General features: G+C 63.7%; 14 protein-coding genes. 6 read left to right on the top strand and 8 right to left on the bottom strand.

All coding sequences use genetic code 11. The features are described 5' to 3' along the window. Positions 1 to 214 precede the first annotated feature (214 nt). Together gabT and APT59_RS18140 are read left to right on the top strand one after the other, a co-directional pair. The gene (gene gabT, locus APT59_RS18145) at positions 215 to 1,495 is read left to right on the top strand and encodes a 4-aminobutyrate--2-oxoglutarate transaminase (RefSeq protein ID WP_059316136.1); all 1,281 of its coding nucleotides are present in this window, start codon (positions 215 to 217) and stop codon (positions 1,493 to 1,495) included. A 188-nt stretch (positions 1,496 to 1,683) separates the two neighbouring features. Continuing rightward, positions 1,684 to 2,880 carry an HDOD domain-containing protein gene (locus APT59_RS18140; protein ID WP_059316135.1) on the top strand — a complete coding sequence of 399 codons (1,197 nt, stop codon included), beginning with the start codon at positions 1,684 to 1,686 and terminating at the stop codon, positions 2,878 to 2,880. On the opposite strand, the gene APT59_RS18135 is transcribed toward APT59_RS18140, so the two are convergent. The 6 genes from APT59_RS18135 to oscA all read right to left on the bottom strand — a co-directional run bounded on the left by APT59_RS18135 (position 2,877) and on the right by oscA (position 8,607). After that, the gene (locus APT59_RS18135; RefSeq protein ID WP_059316134.1) at positions 2,877 to 4,427 is read right to left on the bottom strand and encodes a methyl-accepting chemotaxis protein; all 1,551 of its coding nucleotides are present in this window, start codon (positions 4,425 to 4,427) and stop codon (positions 2,877 to 2,879) included. The two genes, APT59_RS18140 and APT59_RS18135, sit on opposite strands and share 4 nt — an antisense overlap. A 145-nt stretch (positions 4,428 to 4,572) precedes the next feature. Then, positions 4,573 to 5,541 (bottom strand): sulfate/molybdate ABC transporter ATP-binding protein, encoded by a 969-nt coding sequence (locus tag APT59_RS18130; protein ID WP_059316133.1) that lies wholly within the window; start codon positions 5,539 to 5,541, stop codon positions 4,573 to 4,575. A 6-nt stretch (positions 5,542 to 5,547) separates the two neighbouring features. After that, positions 5,548 to 6,414, bottom strand: coding sequence for a sulfate ABC transporter permease subunit CysW (gene cysW / locus APT59_RS18125; protein WP_059316132.1), 867 nt, complete (start codon positions 6,412 to 6,414; stop codon positions 5,548 to 5,550). A 10-nt stretch (positions 6,415 to 6,424) separates the two neighbouring features. Then, on the bottom strand, positions 6,425 to 7,237 hold the full coding sequence (cysT, locus tag APT59_RS18120; RefSeq protein WP_059316131.1) for a sulfate ABC transporter permease subunit CysT: 813 nt from the start codon (positions 7,235 to 7,237) through the stop codon (positions 6,425 to 6,427). Between the two features lie 106 nt (positions 7,238 to 7,343). After that, complete coding sequence (locus tag APT59_RS18115) at positions 7,344 to 8,345, bottom strand: sulfate ABC transporter substrate-binding protein (protein WP_059316130.1); 1,002 nt, start codon at positions 8,343 to 8,345, stop codon at positions 7,344 to 7,346. 76 nt (positions 8,346 to 8,421) lie between these two features. After that, positions 8,422 to 8,607, bottom strand: coding sequence for a sulfur starvation response protein OscA (gene oscA, locus APT59_RS18110; protein WP_059316129.1), 186 nt, complete (start codon positions 8,605 to 8,607; stop codon positions 8,422 to 8,424). A gap of 249 nt (positions 8,608 to 8,856) precedes the next feature. On the opposite strand from oscA, the gene desA reads away from it, so the two are divergent. From desA to APT59_RS18095, 3 genes are all read left to right on the top strand, one after another. Continuing rightward, on the top strand, positions 8,857 to 10,050 hold the full coding sequence (gene desA, locus APT59_RS18105; RefSeq protein ID WP_059316128.1) for a delta-9 fatty acid desaturase DesA: 1,194 nt from the start codon (positions 8,857 to 8,859) through the stop codon (positions 10,048 to 10,050). A 113-nt stretch (positions 10,051 to 10,163) separates the two neighbouring features. Continuing rightward, positions 10,164 to 11,141: a sensor domain-containing diguanylate cyclase gene (locus tag APT59_RS18100; RefSeq protein WP_059316127.1), complete on the top strand. Its 978-nt coding sequence runs from the start codon at positions 10,164 to 10,166 to the stop codon at positions 11,139 to 11,141. An 840-nt stretch (positions 11,142 to 11,981) separates the two neighbouring features. Next, positions 11,982 to 13,352, top strand: coding sequence for an OprD family porin (locus tag APT59_RS18095; RefSeq protein ID WP_059316126.1), 1,371 nt, complete (start codon positions 11,982 to 11,984; stop codon positions 13,350 to 13,352). 60 nt (positions 13,353 to 13,412) lie between these two features. On the opposite strand, the gene aguA is transcribed toward APT59_RS18095, so the two are convergent. Further along, complete coding sequence (gene aguA, locus APT59_RS18090) at positions 13,413 to 14,510, bottom strand: agmatine deiminase (RefSeq protein WP_059316125.1); 1,098 nt, start codon at positions 14,508 to 14,510, stop codon at positions 13,413 to 13,415. Between the two features lie 259 nt (positions 14,511 to 14,769). Then, positions 14,770 to 16,146 carry a glutamine synthetase family protein gene (locus APT59_RS18085; RefSeq protein ID WP_007160769.1) on the bottom strand — a complete coding sequence of 459 codons (1,377 nt, stop codon included), beginning with the start codon at positions 16,144 to 16,146 and terminating at the stop codon, positions 14,770 to 14,772. A gap of 405 nt (positions 16,147 to 16,551) precedes the next feature. Here APT59_RS18085 and APT59_RS18080 point away from each other — a divergent pair, with 405 nt between their 5' ends. Beyond that, positions 16,552 to 17,301, top strand: coding sequence for a gamma-glutamyl-gamma-aminobutyrate hydrolase family protein (locus tag APT59_RS18080; RefSeq protein WP_059316124.1), 750 nt, complete (start codon positions 16,552 to 16,554; stop codon positions 17,299 to 17,301). The last annotated feature ends 1 nt before the right edge of the window (position 17,302 follow it).

Raw genomic sequence — 17,302 nt, 5'->3', positions numbered from 1 at the left:
TCGTTGGGCTTCGCTACGCTTAGCCCAACCTACCTATACCGTAGGTTGGGCTGAGACGGCTCCATCGTCGAAGCCCAACGGGCCCGCCCGATCCAAAGATTTTTCCCGGCGCGGACGCCGGGCCGTTGGCAGTCGATCATCGTATGCTGCCCGGAATCCGGTCCGCGCCTTTCCCGTAGCCGGCCGCCACGATGAGCGGCCATCGAGGACTGCAATGAGCCACACCAACGATTCCCTGATGCACCGTCGCAGCGCCGCCGTCGCCCGTGGCGTCGGCCAGACCCACCCGATCTTCGTCGCCCGTGCGGAGAACGCCAAGGTCTGGGACGTCGAGGGCAACGAGTTCCTGGACTTCGCCGGCGGCATCGCCGTGCTCAATACCGGTCACCTGCATCCGCGCGTGGTGGCGGCCGTGCAGGAGCAGCTGACCAAGGTCTCCCACACCTGCTTCCAGGTGCTGGCCTACGAGCCCTACGTCGAGGTCTGCGAAAAGCTCAACGAGCTGGTACCAGGCAACTTCCCGAAGAAAACCGCACTGTTCAACTCCGGCTCCGAGGCCGTGGAGAATGCCGTCAAGATCGCCCGCGCCGCCACCCAGCGCGCCGGTGTCATCGCCTTCTCCAGCGCCTACCACGGCCGCACCATGATGACCCTGTCACTGACCGGCAAGGTCGCGCCCTATTCGGCCGGCATGGGCCTGATGCCCGGCGGCGTCTATCGTGCGCTCTATCCCTGCGAACTGCATGGCATCAGCGTCGATGACGCCATCGCCAGCGTCGAGCGCATCTTCAAGAACGATGCCGCGCCTGGCGACATCGCCGCCGTCATCCTCGAGCCGGTGCAGGGCGAAGGCGGTTTCTATGCCGCGCCCAAGGAGTTCATGCAGCGCCTGCGTAAGCTGTGCGACACCCACGGCATCCTGCTGATCGCTGACGAAGTCCAGTCCGGCGCCGGTCGTACCGGCACCTTCTTCGCCATGGAGCAGATGGGCGTCGATGCCGATCTGCTGACCTTCGCCAAGTCCATCGCCGGCGGCTTCCCGCTGTCGGGCGTGACCGGCCGGGCCACGGTGATGGATGCCGTCACCCCGGGTGGCCTGGGTGGGACCTACGCCGGTAGCCCCATCGCCTGCGCCGCCGCCCTGGCGGTGATCGAGACCTTCGAGGAAGAGAAGCTGCTGGACCGGTCCAAGGCCGTGGGCGAACGCCTCACCGCCGGCCTGCGCGAACTGGCCGCCAAGCACACGCAGATCTGCGACGTCCGCGGCCTGGGCGCCATGATCGCCATGGAACTGGGCAAGGGCGGCGACATCGAGCAGCCCGATGCCGAGCTGACCAGCCAGATCGTGGTCCGGGCGCGCCAGAAGGGCCTGATCCTGCTCAGCTGCGGCAGCTACGGCAACGTGCTGCGCATCCTGGTCCCCCTGACCGCCAGCGATGAAGAGCTGGATCGCGGCCTTGCCATCATCGGCGAGTGTTTTGCCGAACTGGCCTGAATCCTGACCAAACCGCCCTGTAACAGGGCGGTTTTTTTTCGCCTGGTCATCCCTGTCAGCCACCCTTCCGGCGCTAACCAAGCGGGTGCAAAACCCCATTACAGACGTTTTGTGTGACCTGCTTGGCATAATGCCCGCTTTGCCGCATCATCCGCCGCTTCGCTTGCCTCACGCAGGAGTGGGTTGGGATGCCGCCCCTGATACTCATAGTCGATGCCAATCCTTGGACCCGTGATTTGCTCAAGTCACTCGTCCTGGCCGTGCGTGCCGATGCCGCCGTCCATGAATACGGCCATGGCTACCAGGCTCTCGCCGAACTGGATCAGTGCAAGAGATGCGCCCTGGTTATCGTCGAGCGCCCCGCTGATTGCGATGGACTCGATCTGCTGCGGCGGATCCGCCAGCGTGGCGCCCAGCCGCTGCAGCCGGTGATTCTGCTATCCGATCAGGCGGATGCCGCCTATGTGCGCGCTGCCCTGCGCCTGGCACCCACGGCCTATCTGGTCAAACCCTATGCCGCCGAAGAGGTGCTGCGTCGCCTGCGCAGCCTGTTGCCGCCTGCGGGTGACGAGACGCAGACGACCAATGCCACGGCGCTGGGTACGCTGGGTGACCATCTGCAGCGCATGGCAGCCGAGATCGATGCGGTGCCGCTGTTCGCCGACCTGCCCGCCATCATTCAGCGCTGTCGCGATAGCGCCAATTGCAGCCTGGGCGAGCTGGAAACCGAGTTCGGCCAGGATCCACTGGTCACGGCGACCCTGATCGCCGCGGCCAACAGTGCCTCTCAGCGCGTCGGGCAGTCCTGCCAGACGCTTGGCCAGGCCCTGCCGCGCCTGGGCGTCGGCTTTACCCTGAATCTGGTCCTGGGTCTGAGTCTGAGGCGCGCGACACGCCTGGCCGAGCCGCTGCTGGCCGGGCGTGCCGAAGGCTATCTGCACCTGGCCCAGCGCGCCGCCGACTGTGCTCGCTTGCTGGCGCTGCGCTATGCCCGTGAGGACGCCGAGCGCTGCTATACCGCGGGCCTGCTGCACCGGCTGGGTGAGTTGGCCGTACTGCAAGGCGTGCAGCGCTGGTGCGAGGAGGGCGGTGCTATCGATGAGGCTGCGCTGGAGCGTGCCCTGCTGAGCTACAGTCTGGAATTCTCTGCGGAGTTGCAGCGGCACTGGCGTCTGCCGCTGGAGTTGCGCGAGCTGGTGGCTGCCGTGCACAGCCTGCACGGTGTACTGCCCAAGCCGTCGCTGATCCTGCATCTGGCCGCTCAGGCAGCGAATCTGGCGCCTGGCGAAGCCCTCGACGATCTGCTCGAACACAAGGCCGGGCGCATGCTGGGCCTCGAGGCGCCGGTGTGGAAGTTGGCCGTCACCCAGCTGCAGGTGACCTAGCGCGCGGTGTCGGGGCGATAGCCCAGGCGCAGTCCGCCCCAGTGGCGACCGTTCACCAGGATGGGTACCGAGAGGTCGTGCATCACCTCGCCCGTGTCCCTCATGTAGGTCTGCAGCAACAGGCGGCGCTGATGGCTACCGCAGCGCTTGCCGGTGCGATCGCTGAACAGGCGCTTGCTGCGGCTGCGCGCCGTGTCCACTGCCAGATCCCCGGTGGGCGGATGAGCGAAGGCGCGGTTGTGGGTAGGCACATAACCCTCCGGCGTACAGGCGATGGCGAACACCAGGCCGGGGTGCTGCTCCAGCAGCGGCTCCTGGATCGCCGGTAGCACGCCATCGGTATAGCTGTCGAAGCGGGTGCGGTACTTGGCAGGCTGGCTGCCCTGAACGGGCTGGTACTGACGGTCGAAGAGGGCGTCCTGGGTAATGCGCCCGGCGGCCAGATCCTCTTCGAAGCGCCTGCCGATGGCATCCGCCCCCTGGCGCGCCAGTTCGAAGATACGCTGGTGATAGCTGTCCAGCCCGACCTCGGCCAGGCGCTCGCTGCTGGCTTCGGCCATGTCCACTAGCTCGTCGGCAGCGCTGCTAAGGCGGCTGGTCTGGCGTTCGCTGTCGGCCAGATCGCTATGCACCTGTTCCACTGCCTGGGCCAGGCTTTCCAGCTGCGCAAGATTGGCCGAGGTGCCCTGGGCGATGTCCTCGGCCTGGCGCTCGGCGGTCTGCGCCAGCTGGGCGATCTCCCGCAGGCCTTCGCCAGTGCGCTCCACCTGGCGGACACCGTCTTCCAGCGCCTGGGCCAGTTCCTGAATCTGGGCGACCACGGCCTCGGTCTGCTGGCTGATGTCGGCGACGATCACCCCCACCTCACCGGTGGCGCTGGAGGTCCGCGCCGCCAGGCCACGGACTTCGTCGGCCACCACGGCGAAGCCGCGACCGTGCTCGCCGGCCCGCGCCGCTTCGATGGCAGCATTGAGCGCCAGCAGATTGGTCTGGCTGGCGATGGCCTGGATGACTTCGGTGACCTGCTGGATCTTGTCGGTGCGGGCACTCAGGCCGGCGATCAGTTCGCGGCTCTGGCGGGCGTGATCGCTCAGTGCGCGAATGGCGGCGATCGCCGAACTCAGCGCTTCGCGACCGATCTCGCTGCGCGCATGGACCTGTTGCGCCACTTCCAGGGCCTGGCGGGCGCTGCCGGCGCTGTCCTGCTCGGTCCGGGTGAGGGCAGTGGCACTGCTGGAAATTTGCGCAGCCGTGCTGGCCTGAGATTGCACCCGGGCTGCCAGCTGCTGGGCAGCAAAGGCCACGCCGGCGATGGCCACCGCATTGCGCGCGGTACTGCGCGACAGGTCGCTGGTGAGGTCGTCGAGCGCCAGGGGAGGGGCAGGCGGTGGCGCGGGGGAGCGCACCAGCAGCCAGGGCCACAGGGCGGCGACAGCGGTCAGGCCGAGGCCAAGGACGCTGGGCAGCGCCAGGAGTTGCCACGCCAGCAGGGCCCCGACCAGGGTGGCCAGGTGAAGCGACAACACGATCAGCCAGCGCCTGGGCATGGGACCTCCTTGTTATTCTGCTCGGATCAATGTCAAAGCGTGATGGCTGTCAGCTTTTATCGATCATGGAGCCAGCTTTCCGGAGGTTGCAACCGTTGTCTGACCTTGGCGGCTACGACTTTCGTCGTAGCCGCCCGCCCCGGATTCAGGGGGTGCGCGGCAGGAAATGCAGGGGCGTGCCCCGTTGCAGCCCGCTCAGTACCGGGTGGTCCTTGACCAGCTCCACCTCGATCACCTCGGTTTGCTCCGGTACTCGCAGGGTCACCCGGGTGATGGCCCCGAGCGGGCGGATGTCGCGCACCTCTGCCGCGTGATAACCCGGCCGCGGCTCGCGCTCCAGCTCCACCTCGTGCGGACGGAACAGCACCTCCTGCTCGCCCAGGGCAAGGCGGTTGGAGTCACCCAGGAAGTGATAGACGAAGTCGCTCGCCGGCTGCTCGTAGACCTCGGCGGGCGAGCCCACCTGCTCGATCTGGCCCTTGTTCATCACCACGATGCGGTCGGCCACCTCCATGGCTTCTTCCTGGTCGTGGGTGACGAATACCGAGGTCAGGTGGATCTCCTCGTGCAGGCGCGCCAGCCAGCGCCGCAATTCCTTGCGCACCTTGGCATCCAGCGCGCCGAAGGGTTCGTCGAGCAGCAGGATCTTGGGTTCCACCGCCAGGGCACGGGCCAAGGCGATGCGCTGGCGCTGGCCGCCGGAGAGCTGCTCGGGATAGCGGTCGGCCAGCCAGTCGAGCTGCACCATGTCTAGCAGTTCGTGCACCTTGCTGGCGATCTGCGCTTCGCTCGGCCGCTCGCGGCGCGGCTTCATGCGCAGGCCGAAGGCCACGTTGTCGAACACCGTCATGTGGCGGAACAGCGCGTAGTGCTGGAAGACGAAGCCGACGTTGCGATCACGCACGTCGCGTCCGGAGACGTCTTCGCCATGGAAGCCGATGTTGCCGGTGTCCGGCGCTTCCAGGCCGGCGATGATGCGCAGCAGGGTGGTCTTGCCGCAGCCGGAGGGGCCGAGCAGGGCGACCAGCTCGCCGCTCTCGATGTGCAGATTGATGTCCTTGAGCGCCTGGAAGGCGCCGAACCTCTTGTTGATGCCCTGGATCTCGATGCTCATGGCGCCTTATTCCTCGTCACGGTGCTGCAGTTGGCGGCTCAGGCGACTCTCGCTCCACTGCCGCAGCAGCAGGATCACCAGGGCCATCATCAGCAGCAGGATCGCCACGCTGAAGGCGGCGACGATGTTGTATTCGTTGTAGAGAATCTCGATGTGCAGCGGCAGGGTGTTGGTCAGGCCGCGGATGTGGCCGGAGACCACCGACACCGCGCCGAACTCGCCCATGGCCCGCGCGGTGCACAGCACCACGCCATAGATCAGCGCCCACTTCACGTTGGGCAGGGTCACGTGCCAGAACAGCTGCCAGCCACTGGCGCCCAGCAACCGCGCCGCCTCTTCCTCCTGGGTGCCCTGTTCCTGCATCAGCGGGATCAGTTCGCGGGCGACATAGGGAAAGGTGACGAAGATCGTCGCCAGTACGATGCCGGGCACGGCGAAGACGATCTGCACGTTCACGCTCTGCAGATAGGGGCCCAGCAGCCCCTGGGCGCCGAACAGCAGCACATAGATGAGACCGGCGATCACCGGCGAGACCGAGAAGGGCAGATCGATCAGGGTGATCAGCAGGCTCTTGCCGGTGAACTCGAACTTGGTGACGCACCAGGCCGCTGCCAGGCCGAAGGCCAGGTTCAGGGGGACCGAGATGGCGGTGGCGAACAGCGTCAGCTTGAGCGCCGAGATCGCATCCGGTTCGCTGATGGCGTTCCAGAAGGCGCCGATGCCGTTGGCCAGGCCCTGGCTCAGCACCATGTACAGCGGCAGCACCAGGATCAGCAGGAAAATCAGCCAGGCGCTGGCGATCAGGGCGATGGCCACCGGGGTGCGCTGCTTGCTGGCGCGCGCATCGGCCTTGGTCGAAGTCATGAGGCTCATGCGGTCGTCCTTAGATGTTGGGCTGGATGCGGCGCTGCAGGATGTTGATCAGCAGCAGCATGACAAAGGACACCAGCAGCATGAACACGCCGATGCCGGTGGCACCGGTGTAGTCGTACTGGTCCAGCTTGGAGACGATGAGCAGCGGCAGGATCTCGGTCTTGAACGGGATGTTGCCGGCGATGAACACCACCGAGCCGTACTCGCCCACGCCGCGGGCGAAGGCCAGAGCGAAACCGGTCAGCCAAGCCGGCAGCAGGGTCGGCACCAGCACGTAGCGGAACACCTGCCAGGGGCGCGCGCCTAGGCAGGTGGCGGCTTCCTCGATTTCCTTGGGGATGTCCGCCAGCACCGGTTGCAGAGTGCGCACCACGAAGGGCAGGGTGACGAAGATCAGCGCCAGGGTGATACCGATCGGGGTATAGGCGATCTTGAAGGGAAACAGCGAACCTATCATGCCGTTGGGCGCATAGAGCGCGGTCAGGGCGATGCCGGCCACCGCGGTGGGCAGGGCGAAGGGCAGGTCGACCATGGCATCGATCAGCTTGCGCCCAGGGAAGCTGTAGCGCACCAGCACCCAGGCCAGCAGGGTGCCGAGGATGCCGTTGATGAAGGCGGCGAGCAGGGCCGTGCCAAAGGACAGCTGCAGCGCGGCCAGCACCTGGCGCCCGGTGATCAGCGACCAGAACTGGCCGAGGGTCAATTGGCTGGCATGGAGGAACATGGCGCCCAGCGGGATCAGCACGATCAGCGCGAGGTAGGTCAGGGAAAAGCCCAGGGTCAACCCGAAGCCGGGTATGACCGGGGAGAGACGGCGAGACATGAGACGTCCTTCTGCAAGGCGCCCCGGCGATGCCTTCGCCAGGGCGCAGAGGGGGGGAACGATACCTGTTCCGGGCCGGTCAGCGTGAGCCGTCCCGGCTGGGGCGCTATTTGTTGATGTCGGCGAAGATCTTGTCGAACACGCCGCCGTCGGCGAAGTACTTCGGCTGCGCCGCTTTCCAGCCGCCGAATGCCTGGTCGATGGTCACCAGCTTGACCGGCTTGAACTGATCCTTGAATTCCGCCGCCACCTTGGCATCGCGGGGCCGATAGAAATTCTCTGCGGCGATGCGTTGGCCCTCGGGGCTGTAGAGGTACTTGAGGTAGGCCTCTGCCTCTTTACGGGTGCCCTTCCTGTCCACCACCTTGTCCACCACGGCCACCGGCGGCTCGGCCAGGATCGACAGCGACGGCGTGACGATCTCCAGCTGGTCGCCGCCTTCTTCCTTGAGCGACAGATAGGCTTCGTTCTCCCAGGCGATCAGCACGTCGCCGAGCTGGCGCTGTACGAAGCTGATGGTGGCGCCGCGCGCGCCGGTATCCAGCACCGGCGCATGACGATAGAGCTCGGTGACGAACTTCAGCGCCTCGGCATCGCTACCGTAGGTGGCCTTGGCATAGGCCCAGGCGGCAAGGAAGTTCCAGCGTGCGCCGCCGGAGGTCTTGGGATTGGGGGTGATGACCTGGACGTCTTTCTTCACCAAGTCGTCCCAGTCCTTGATGCCCTTGGGATTGCCCTTGCGCACCAGGAAGACGATGGTCGAGGTATAGGGCGTGCTGTTGTCCGGCAGACGCTGTTGCCAGTTGGGGGCGACCAGCTGCTGGTGCAGATTGAGGGCATCAATGTCGCCAGACAGTGCCAAGGTGACGACATCGGCCTGCAGGCCATCGATCACCGAGCGGGCCTGCTTGCCGGAGCCACCATGGGAATTCTTGATGCTCACGTCTTCGCCGGTCTCGGCCTTCCAGTGCTTGGCGAAGGCGGCGTTGTACTGCTGGTAGAGCTCACGGGTCGGATCGTAGGACACGTTGAGCAACTCGACGGCCTGGACCTGACTGGTGAGCAAAGCGCCGGCAAGTGCGGCCATGGCGAAGCGGCGAAGGGACATGGGAAGGCTCCTTGACGTGGAAAGGCGGACACCGTCTGGCGGGCACCTTGCCCGCTCGTCCACTAATCTCGTGAACTCAATGCTTGTTTGACGGACCGGTCTGAGGCCGGAATTTTTCCTTGCGCTCGATCTGCACCACCTGGCCGTTGTGCACGGTGATCTCGATGGCGCCGAACCTGAGGCCACGCAAGGCCTGCTGGATGTCGCGGAGCAGTGCGGTTTCGTCCTGGTTTTCCAGGCTGCGGAACGGAGCGGAGCTCATGGGATGGCGTCCTCGAAGGAGGGGTAAGTGAAGAGGTGACGCCATCTTAGAAGGAGGTTTGTTATTTCTTAAAATTGCTAATAATGCTTTGTTTATGCGCTTTTAGAATTAGCGGTTTGTGAAGGACACGTTGTGTAGCAAAAGGTAGGGCTGGATTTATCGCCAACCCCGGCAATAATGCGCGAACGCCTGTTCACTGAACTTTCAGTGACAGTTGCACGACAACATCCGCGCGAGGTCCTCTGCGTCATGAGCTACAACGGCCTGCTCGACCTGACGGTCTGGCAACTGGTGGTGGTCACCCTGGTGTTGACTCACCTGACCATTGTCAGTGTCACCGTCTACCTGCATCGTTACTCCGCCCACCGCTCGCTGGAGCTGCATCCGGCGCTCAAGCACGCCTTCCGCTTCTGGCTGTGGCTGACCACGGCGATGAACACCCGCGAGTGGACCGCCATCCATCGCAAGCACCACGCCAAGTGCGAAACCGAAGACGACCCGCACAGCCCGGTGCACAAGGGGCTCGCCACCGTGGTTCGGCGCGGCGCCGAGTTGTATAAGGCCGAGGCGAACAACGCCGACACCTTGCGCATCTATGGCAAGAACTGCCCGGACGACTGGATCGAGCGCAAGCTCTATTCCAATCCGCGTACCCGCAATCTGGGGGTCGTGTTGCTGCTGCTGATCGACGTGGCTCTGTTCGGCGCCCTGGGTCTCACCGTCTGGGCAGTGCAGATGGTCTGGATTCCCTTCTGGGCCGCCGGTGTGGTCAATGGCCTGGGGCACGCGGTGGGCTATCGCAACTTCGAATGCCGCGACGCCGCCACCAACCTCGTTCCCTGGGGCATCGTCATCGGGGGTGAAGAGCTGCACAACAACCACCACACCTATCCCAACTCGGCCAAGCTGTCGGTCAAGCGCTGGGAATTCGACATGGGCTGGGCCTGGATCAAGCTGTTCACCTGGCTGCGCCTGGCCAAGGTCAATCGCGTCGCGCCCATCGCCCACCGTATCGAGGGCAAGGGACAGTTGGACATGGATACCGCCATGGCCATCCTCAACAACCGTTTCCAGATCATGGCCCAGTACCGCAAGCAGGTAATAGGTCCGCTGCTCCGGCAGGAGCGCGTCAGCGCCGCACCCTCCCAGCGCCCGCTGTTTCGTCGGGCGCGTGGTCTGCTGGCGCGAGAGACCAGTCTGCTCAAGGCGCGCCACCAGGTACGCATCGATGAGTTGCTCGAGCACAGCCAGACGCTGAAGCTGATCTACGAAAAGCGCCTGGCGCTGCAGCAGATCTGGGCCCGCACCAGTGCCAATGGCCACGACATGCTGGCCGCGACCCGGCAGTGGATCGGCGAGGCCGAAGCCAGCGGTATCCAGTCGTTGCGCGAGTTCGCCGAACAGCTGAAGACCTATTCGCTGCGACCGGCTGGGACCGCCTGAGAAAGGCTTCACAAAAGCCCACCGAAGCGGTGGGCTGCGCTGCGCGGGGATTGAACCAGCTTGCTTTCAGCTGTCTCTAATTCCCTCAGGACCCCGCGTAGGCGCATGTGTATATGGATGAACAACCCCCGCTGTCTGCTCTTCCCACCCCGGAAGAGAATCTTCTGGCGCTCCTGCACTCGCGGGCCGAAGCAGATCGCCTGCGTGATCGCGAACAGCTGTTCAGTGCGCTCCTGGAAAGCGTCAACGCCGTACTGTGGGCGCTGGACTGGCGCACTCGCCAGATCATCTACGTCAGCCCCGCCTACCAGCAGATCTTCGGTCGCTCCCAATCGCAAGTGTTGAGCGATTACAGTACCTGGCTCAACAACATCTATCCCGATGACCTCGAATACGCGCAACGAACCCTGGAACAGGTGATAGAGCAGGGCGCTATCGAATCGCGTGAGTACCGCATCATCCGTGCCGACGGCGAGATTCGCTGGCTCAGTGACAAATGCTTTGTCAGTCAGCGCAGCGAAGCCGGTATGCCGCTCCTGGTGGTGGGAATCGCCGAAGACATCACTGAGAAGAAGCGTATGGAGGAAGAGCTGCAGCGGCTCGCCACCACCGATGTCTTGACGCGTAGCAGCAACCGGCGCCATTTCTTCGAAAGCGCGCAACGTGCCTTCGAATTTGCCCGCAGCGAAGGGGAGCCGCTCGCTTTCCTGCTGCTCGATATCGATGACTTCAAGAAGATCAATGATCGCTTCGGCCACCAGATGGGCGATCAAGTGTTACAGCGTGTTGCCGAATGTGGGGCTCAAACTACCCGTCGCGGTGATCTTTTCGGTCGTATCGGTGGTGAAGAATTCGCCCTGTTGCTGCCGGGGTGTGACAGCGACCTCGCGCTGCAAATAGGCAGCCGCCTGCAGCGTGCCGTCCGGCAACTGGCAGTGCCCACTGCTGAAGGTCCACTGAAAGTCACCATCAGTCAGGGGGTCACCGTCCTGCGCGAAGAGGATGAGTCGCTGGATACCCTCTATGTTCGCGCTGACGAGGCCATGTACCGAGCCAAGCGCCAGGGTAAGGATCAGGTGGTTCAGGGCTAGCACGCCGTTGCCAGGCCCTGCTGTCCTTGGCTTCGCTGCGCTGACCAGCTCTCCCGACCGCTCTAGCAGGGCGGTTGCCCGGTAAAGGGCCTGCATCCTGGCAGGCCTTTCTACGTTCTACTCCCGCGCTCGATCTTGACGCGTCTCAAGAGCAACATCGCCCGTTAGCTGGCGCCTTCCTCGCCTGCCGTCAGTATCAACGCCTTTGCTTCATAGGCCGGCGCTCGGCATGAATTGACCGAAGTCATGAATAGACTTTCGGACCTTTTCGTAACCAGACGAGCATGGTTCCGCGCGGACATTCTTACCGGCAGGTAAGGCAAGAATGCCTTCGGCTGTAGGGAGCAACCTTAGGGTCGACGGAAAAAAGCTGCAAGCCATTGAAATATATACAGAACTCTAATGGATTTAGAGTGTGGTAGATCAGGGCGTGTGCTTTCTGAAGCGCTGAGATAGAGCGCGAAACTACCGTCCCAGAGCGTCCGGGAAGGGAAGGGGTCGAAGATATCAGGGAAAAGATTCGTCTTTACCACAGGTGCGGAAGAACAGGTTCCCCTTGTTCATGACCGACCGGTTACAGGGGAAGACCTTAGGGCGGTTTTTCGACCACGTATTGCTAGACGAAATGCTTTTTTGCAATTAGCTTTCGCAACGTGGAAGACGGTAGCAGAGGTCCTGTGCTGGAGGTCGCAACTCAAAAGTCGACCAGGCTTGGGAAAATTCTCGAAAATGAAACAAAAGCCCTCTAGCTTTCCCTTCCGCACGGCCCGTCGGGCATACCACCAGCAGGCGCTGACACCGCTGGTGGCTGCATAACAACGATTCACCCCTGGAGCACTCATGGTCAAGAAGCCACTGGTGGTCGCGGTCTCCGCGGCCTGTCTGAACCTGTCCCTTATCGCCGCCTCCCAAGCTGCCGGCTTCGTCGAGGACAGCAAAGCAACCCTCAGTCTGCGTAACTTCTACATCAACACAGACAACCGTAACGGTACCGCCAATCCTTCTCGCGTGATGGATTGGGGTCAGGGCTTCATGCTGAACTACCAGTCGGGTTTCACCCAAGGCACCGTCGGCTTCGGCGTCGATGCGGTCGGCATGCTGGGTCTGCGTCTGGACAGCGGTGGCAAGGCTACCAATGCCAGTAGTGTGCAGAACGGGGGCATGTTCCCGCGCGATACCGATAACAGTGCCGTCGACGAGTTCAGCAGCCTGGGCGCTACTGCCAAGATGAAGATCTCCGAAACCGAGTTCCGCTACGGCACCCTGATGCCGAAGTTGCCGGTGGTGGTATCCAACGACGGTCGTCTGCTGCCACAGACCTATCAGGGTGCTCAGGTCACGTCCAAGGACATCAAGAACCTGACTCTGACCGCCGGCCAGCTTGAGCGTGCCAAGAACCGTAACTCCACCGACGAAGACGATCTGTCCATCGCTGGCTCCAACGGTGCGGCGAATGCCGCTCTGCGTCGCAACAGCGACCATTTCCGCTTTGTCGGCGGCGATTACAAGGTCACCAAAGACCTGACCCTGCAGTACTACTTCGGTCAGCTGGAAGACTTCTACAACCAGCACTTCCTGGGCCTGGTTCACAACGTCAAGCTGGGCGACGGTACCTTCAAGACCGACCTTCGCTATTTCGATAGCAACAGCCAGGGCGAGAACCGCAAGGCCGACAGCACCGGTCTCTACGTGTCCAGCGGCTACTACGGTGGTACCCGTACCACTGGCGAGATCGACAACCGCCTCTACAGCGGCCTGTTCACCTACTCGATCTACGGCCACACCTTTGGTCTGGGCTATCAGGGCAGCAACGGCAACAGCGCCTTCCCCTACCTGAACGAGAACGGTGGCGCTTCGACCTATGCCATCACCGATATTCAGATCAACAACTTCACCCGTTCCGGCGAAGACACCTGGCAGGCTCGCTACTCCTATGACTTCGCTCAGCTGGGCGTCAAGGGTCTGACCGCTGGCGTCATCTATCAGCGCGGTGACAACATCCGTACCCGTACTGGCGACGCCATGGAATGGGAACGCGACCTGACCGTCAGCTACGTGATCCCGGAAGGCCAGCTGAAAGGTCTGGGCTTCACCTGGCGTAACGCCATGCTGCGTTCCGACCTGCCGGCCGTTTCCCAAGCCGGTGTGCCGGGCCAGCGCGACGTCGACGAAAACCGTCTGATCGTCAGCTACACCCTGCCGCTGCTCTAAGCCGCGCTCAGGTCAGAAAAAAGCCCGTCGAAAGACGGGCTTTTTCGTTTCTACCGGAAGTCAGCGTCCGGTTGGCTGCTGCTGGGTGATGCAATGGATGTTGCCGCCGCCCAGCAGGATCTCGCGGCCAGGCACCTGCACCACCTCGTGCTCCGGGAAGCAGGCCTGCAGGGTGCTCAAAGCCTCCGCATCCTCGGGGACGCCAAAGGTCGGTGCGATAATGCCGCCGTTGACGATCAGGAAGTTGACGTAGGAGGCCGCCAGGCGCTCGCCGGCACGACGTGGCTGGGTGCCGAGGCAGGCGTCCACGTCGCGGCATTCGTCCTCGCTGGCGAACAGCGGACCCGGGGTGACGATGCGGTGCACCTTGAAAGTGCGGCCACGGGCATCGGTCTCGCGCTCCAGTACGGCCAGCGCCTCGCGGCAGCGGCTGTAGTTGGGGTCTGTCTGGTCGTCGCACCAGCTCAGCAGCACCTCGCCCGGGCGCACGTAGCAGCAGAAGTTGTCCACGTGGCCGTTGGTTTCATCGTTGTAGAGACCGTGGGGTAGCCAGATGACCTTGTCCACCGCCAGGTAGTCGCTCAGATAACGCTCGATCTGCGCGCGATCCAGGTGTGGATTACGGTTGGCGTTGAGCAGGCATTCCTCGGTGGTGATCAGGGTGCCTTCGCCGTCGACATGGATGGAGCCGCCTTCGAGAACGAAATCCGGGGTGCGGTAGCCCGGAAGATTCTCGATTGCCAGGATCTTGCCCGCTACCTGGTCGTCGCGCTGCCAGGGGAAGTAGAGGCCACCGTCCAGGCCGCCCCAGGCATTGAAACTCCAGTCCACTCCGCGCACACCACCCTGGCCATCGCTGACGAAGGTCGGACCGGTATCGCGGCACCAGGCGTCGTCATTGCTGATTTCCACCACCCGGATATTGGGATGCTGCAGGCGGGCGCGGGCGTTTTCGTACTGCTGCGCCGAGGCACCGATGGTGACCGGCTCGAAGCGGGCGATGGCCTGGGCGACCGCGGTGAAGGCCGCCTGGGCGGGCTTGCCGCCGAGGCGCCAGTTGTCGGGGCGCTCGGGCCAGACCATCCAGATCTGGCGCTGGTCGGCCCATTCGGCCGGCATGTGGAAGCCGTCGGCACGCGGCGTGGTGAGGGTGGTCATGGCGAGGCTCTCCATCAAGAGTCTTCGGGGGGCTGAAAGGGAAAAGGGCCGGCAGATCGCCTCAGGCGCAAAGGCGCGGGCGGGCTGGCGCAGTACGGCGGGAAACGTTCGAGGTCCGCAGTTTATCTCCTGTAACGGTAGGAGCGTCGGCGAGGGTGTTGCGGCGAGCGATGGGACGATCGACCAGGCTCGGGGCGGGCGGTACGCAGCGCAGGTGCCTGCCTGCCGACCGGCGCGGGGCCGGTCGGCAGGCATACGCCTACACGGTGTGCAGGTACCAGTTGTACTCGAGGTCGGAGATGGAGTGTTCGAACTCCTCCAGCTCGTGCTCCTTGCAGGCGACGAAGATGTCGATGTACTTCGGATCGATGTACTCTGCCATCACCGAGCTGTCGTCCAGGTAGCGCAAGGCATCGCGCAGGTTGTTCGGCAGACTCTGCTCGTGCTGCTCGTAGGAGTTGCCCTCGGTCACCGGACCGGGCTCGATCTGCCGTGTCAAACCGTGGTGCACGCCAGCCAGGACACCCGCCAGCAGCAGGTAGGGGTTGGCGTCGGCGCCGGCTACCCGATGCTCGATGCGGTGCGCTTCCGGTGTGCCGGTAGGCACGCGCAGGGCGGTGGTGCGGTTGTCCAGGCCCCAGCTCGGTGCATTGGGCACGAAGAACTGCGAGCCGAAGCGGCGATAGCTGTTCACGTTGGGGCAGAGGAAGGCCATGCAGGCGGGCAGGGTCTCGAGCACACCGCCGATGGCGTGACGCAATGCGGCGTTCTGCTCGGGATCCTCGCCGGCAAAGATGTTGCGGCCTTCCTTGTCCAGCAGGGAAATATGCACGTGCAAGCCGTTGCCCGCCTGGCCAGGGTAGGGCTTGGCCATGAAGGTGGTATCCATTTCATGGTCGTAGGCGACGTTCTTGATCAGACGCTTGAGCAGCACGGCGTAGTCGCAGGCCTTGATCGGATCGGCGACGTGATTGAGGTTGACCTCGAATTGCGCTGGCGCCGATTCGGCGACGATGGCGTCGGCCGGAATGCCCTGGGCGCGGGCGCCGTCGATGATGTCCTGCAGGCAGTCGGCGTATTCGTCCAGATCGTCCATGGAGTAGACCTGGACCGACTGGGGACGCTTGCCGGAGATGGGTGAGCGCGGTGGCTGCGGACGGCCGTTGATGTTCTCCTGATCGATCAGATAGAACTCCAGCTCGAAGGCGGCGCAGACGGTGAGTCCGAGTTCGTCGAAGCGCTGCACGACCTGGCGCAGGACCTCGCGGGGATCGGCGAAAAAGGGCTCGCCTTCCATCTCGTGCATGGTCATCAGCAATTGCGCGGTGGGGCGCTTCTGCCAGGGCTCCATGGAGAGGGTGTCGGTGATGGGGAAACAGACGCGGTCGGCATCGCCGATGTCGAGACCGAGACCGGTGCTTTCGACGGTGGAGCCGGTGATGTCGAGGGCAAACAGCGAAGCGGGGAGGTTGATTCCTTTCTCGAAGACTTTGGGCAGATTGTTGCGCTCGATGCGTTTGCCACGCACCACGCCATTCATATCTGCAATCAGAAGATCGACGAACTGAACCTCAGGATGTTCCCTGAGGAAGTCGGTCGCTTCATCCAAACGAACGGCACGCGGGGGTACCGACATGATGAAACACCTTTGCTTTTGGCTGCGCTCGACAAAACGGTTAGCGCCTGACGCGCCTGTTTGCCCAGTGGGCCAACCGCAGTGAGGGCACGAGTGCCCGCTGTCGATCCGACAGCGACCTGAGAGTACGGTCTCGCCTGCGCTCCGACGCTTTGCCAGCGCCCCTGTTAAAAATATCAATCAGCGGAGTTACCACCCTGGAGTCAATCCGAAAGGCGGACCAAAGTCAACTGGCGGCAGCGGCGCTCAAGGGTGGTGCGGAGGTGCCTGTTTTTGGCGCACTCATGGGCGGTCGAGGACCTCTGTTTCGCTGCTTCTGTGCAGAATCTCGAAACTTTTTGGCGGTGGTTGTGAAAAATAACGAACAAGACTAGGCTCGGGTGATCCTGATCACCCCGGTGTCCCATGTCTGCGCTGCCGCTCATTGGTGTCACAGCCTGTACCCGACAACTAGGTCTGCATCCTTTCCATATCGCGGGCGACAAGTATCTGCGCGCGGTGGTGGAGGGGGCCGAAGGCATGCCGCTGGTGATTCCCGCGCTAGCCGATCTGATCGCAACCGAGGCGTTGGTCCAGCGCCTGGACGGTCTGCTGTTCACCGGTTCGCCGTCCAACGTGGAGCCGCAACACTACCAGGGCGCACCCAGCGAGCCCGGTACCCTGCACGACGCGGCTCGTGATGCCGTGACCCTGCCACTGCTGCGTGCGGCCGTGGCGGCCGGTGTGCCGGTGTTGGGCATCTGCCGGGGCTTCCAAGAAATGAACGTGGCCTTTGGCGGCAGCCTGCACCAGAAGGTGCACGAGGCAGGGCCCTTCATGGATCACCGCGAGCGCGGCGAAACCCTGGAGGAGCACTATGGCCTGCACCACCCGGTCGAGGTTCAGCCGGGTGGCCTGTTCGAGGCCCTGGACCTGCCGGCGCGCTTCGAAGTGAATTCCATTCATGGCCAGGGCATCGAGCGCCTGGCACCGGGGTTGCGCGCCGAGGCGCTGGCTCCTGATGGCCTCATCGAGGCCGTCTCGGTCCGTGAGGCTCAGGCCTTCGCCTGTGGCGTGCAGTGGCACCCGGAATGGCAGGTGCGCAGTCATCCCGTGTACCTTGCCCTGTTCCAGGCGTTTGGGAGTGCCTGCAAGGAGCGCGCTGCCCATCGCTGAT

Source organism: Pseudomonas oryzihabitans, assembly GCF_001518815.1.
Lineage (GTDB): Bacteria > Pseudomonadota > Gammaproteobacteria > Pseudomonadales > Pseudomonadaceae > Chryseomonas > Chryseomonas oryzihabitans_E.
This window is presented reverse-complemented; position numbering and strand designations above follow the sequence as displayed.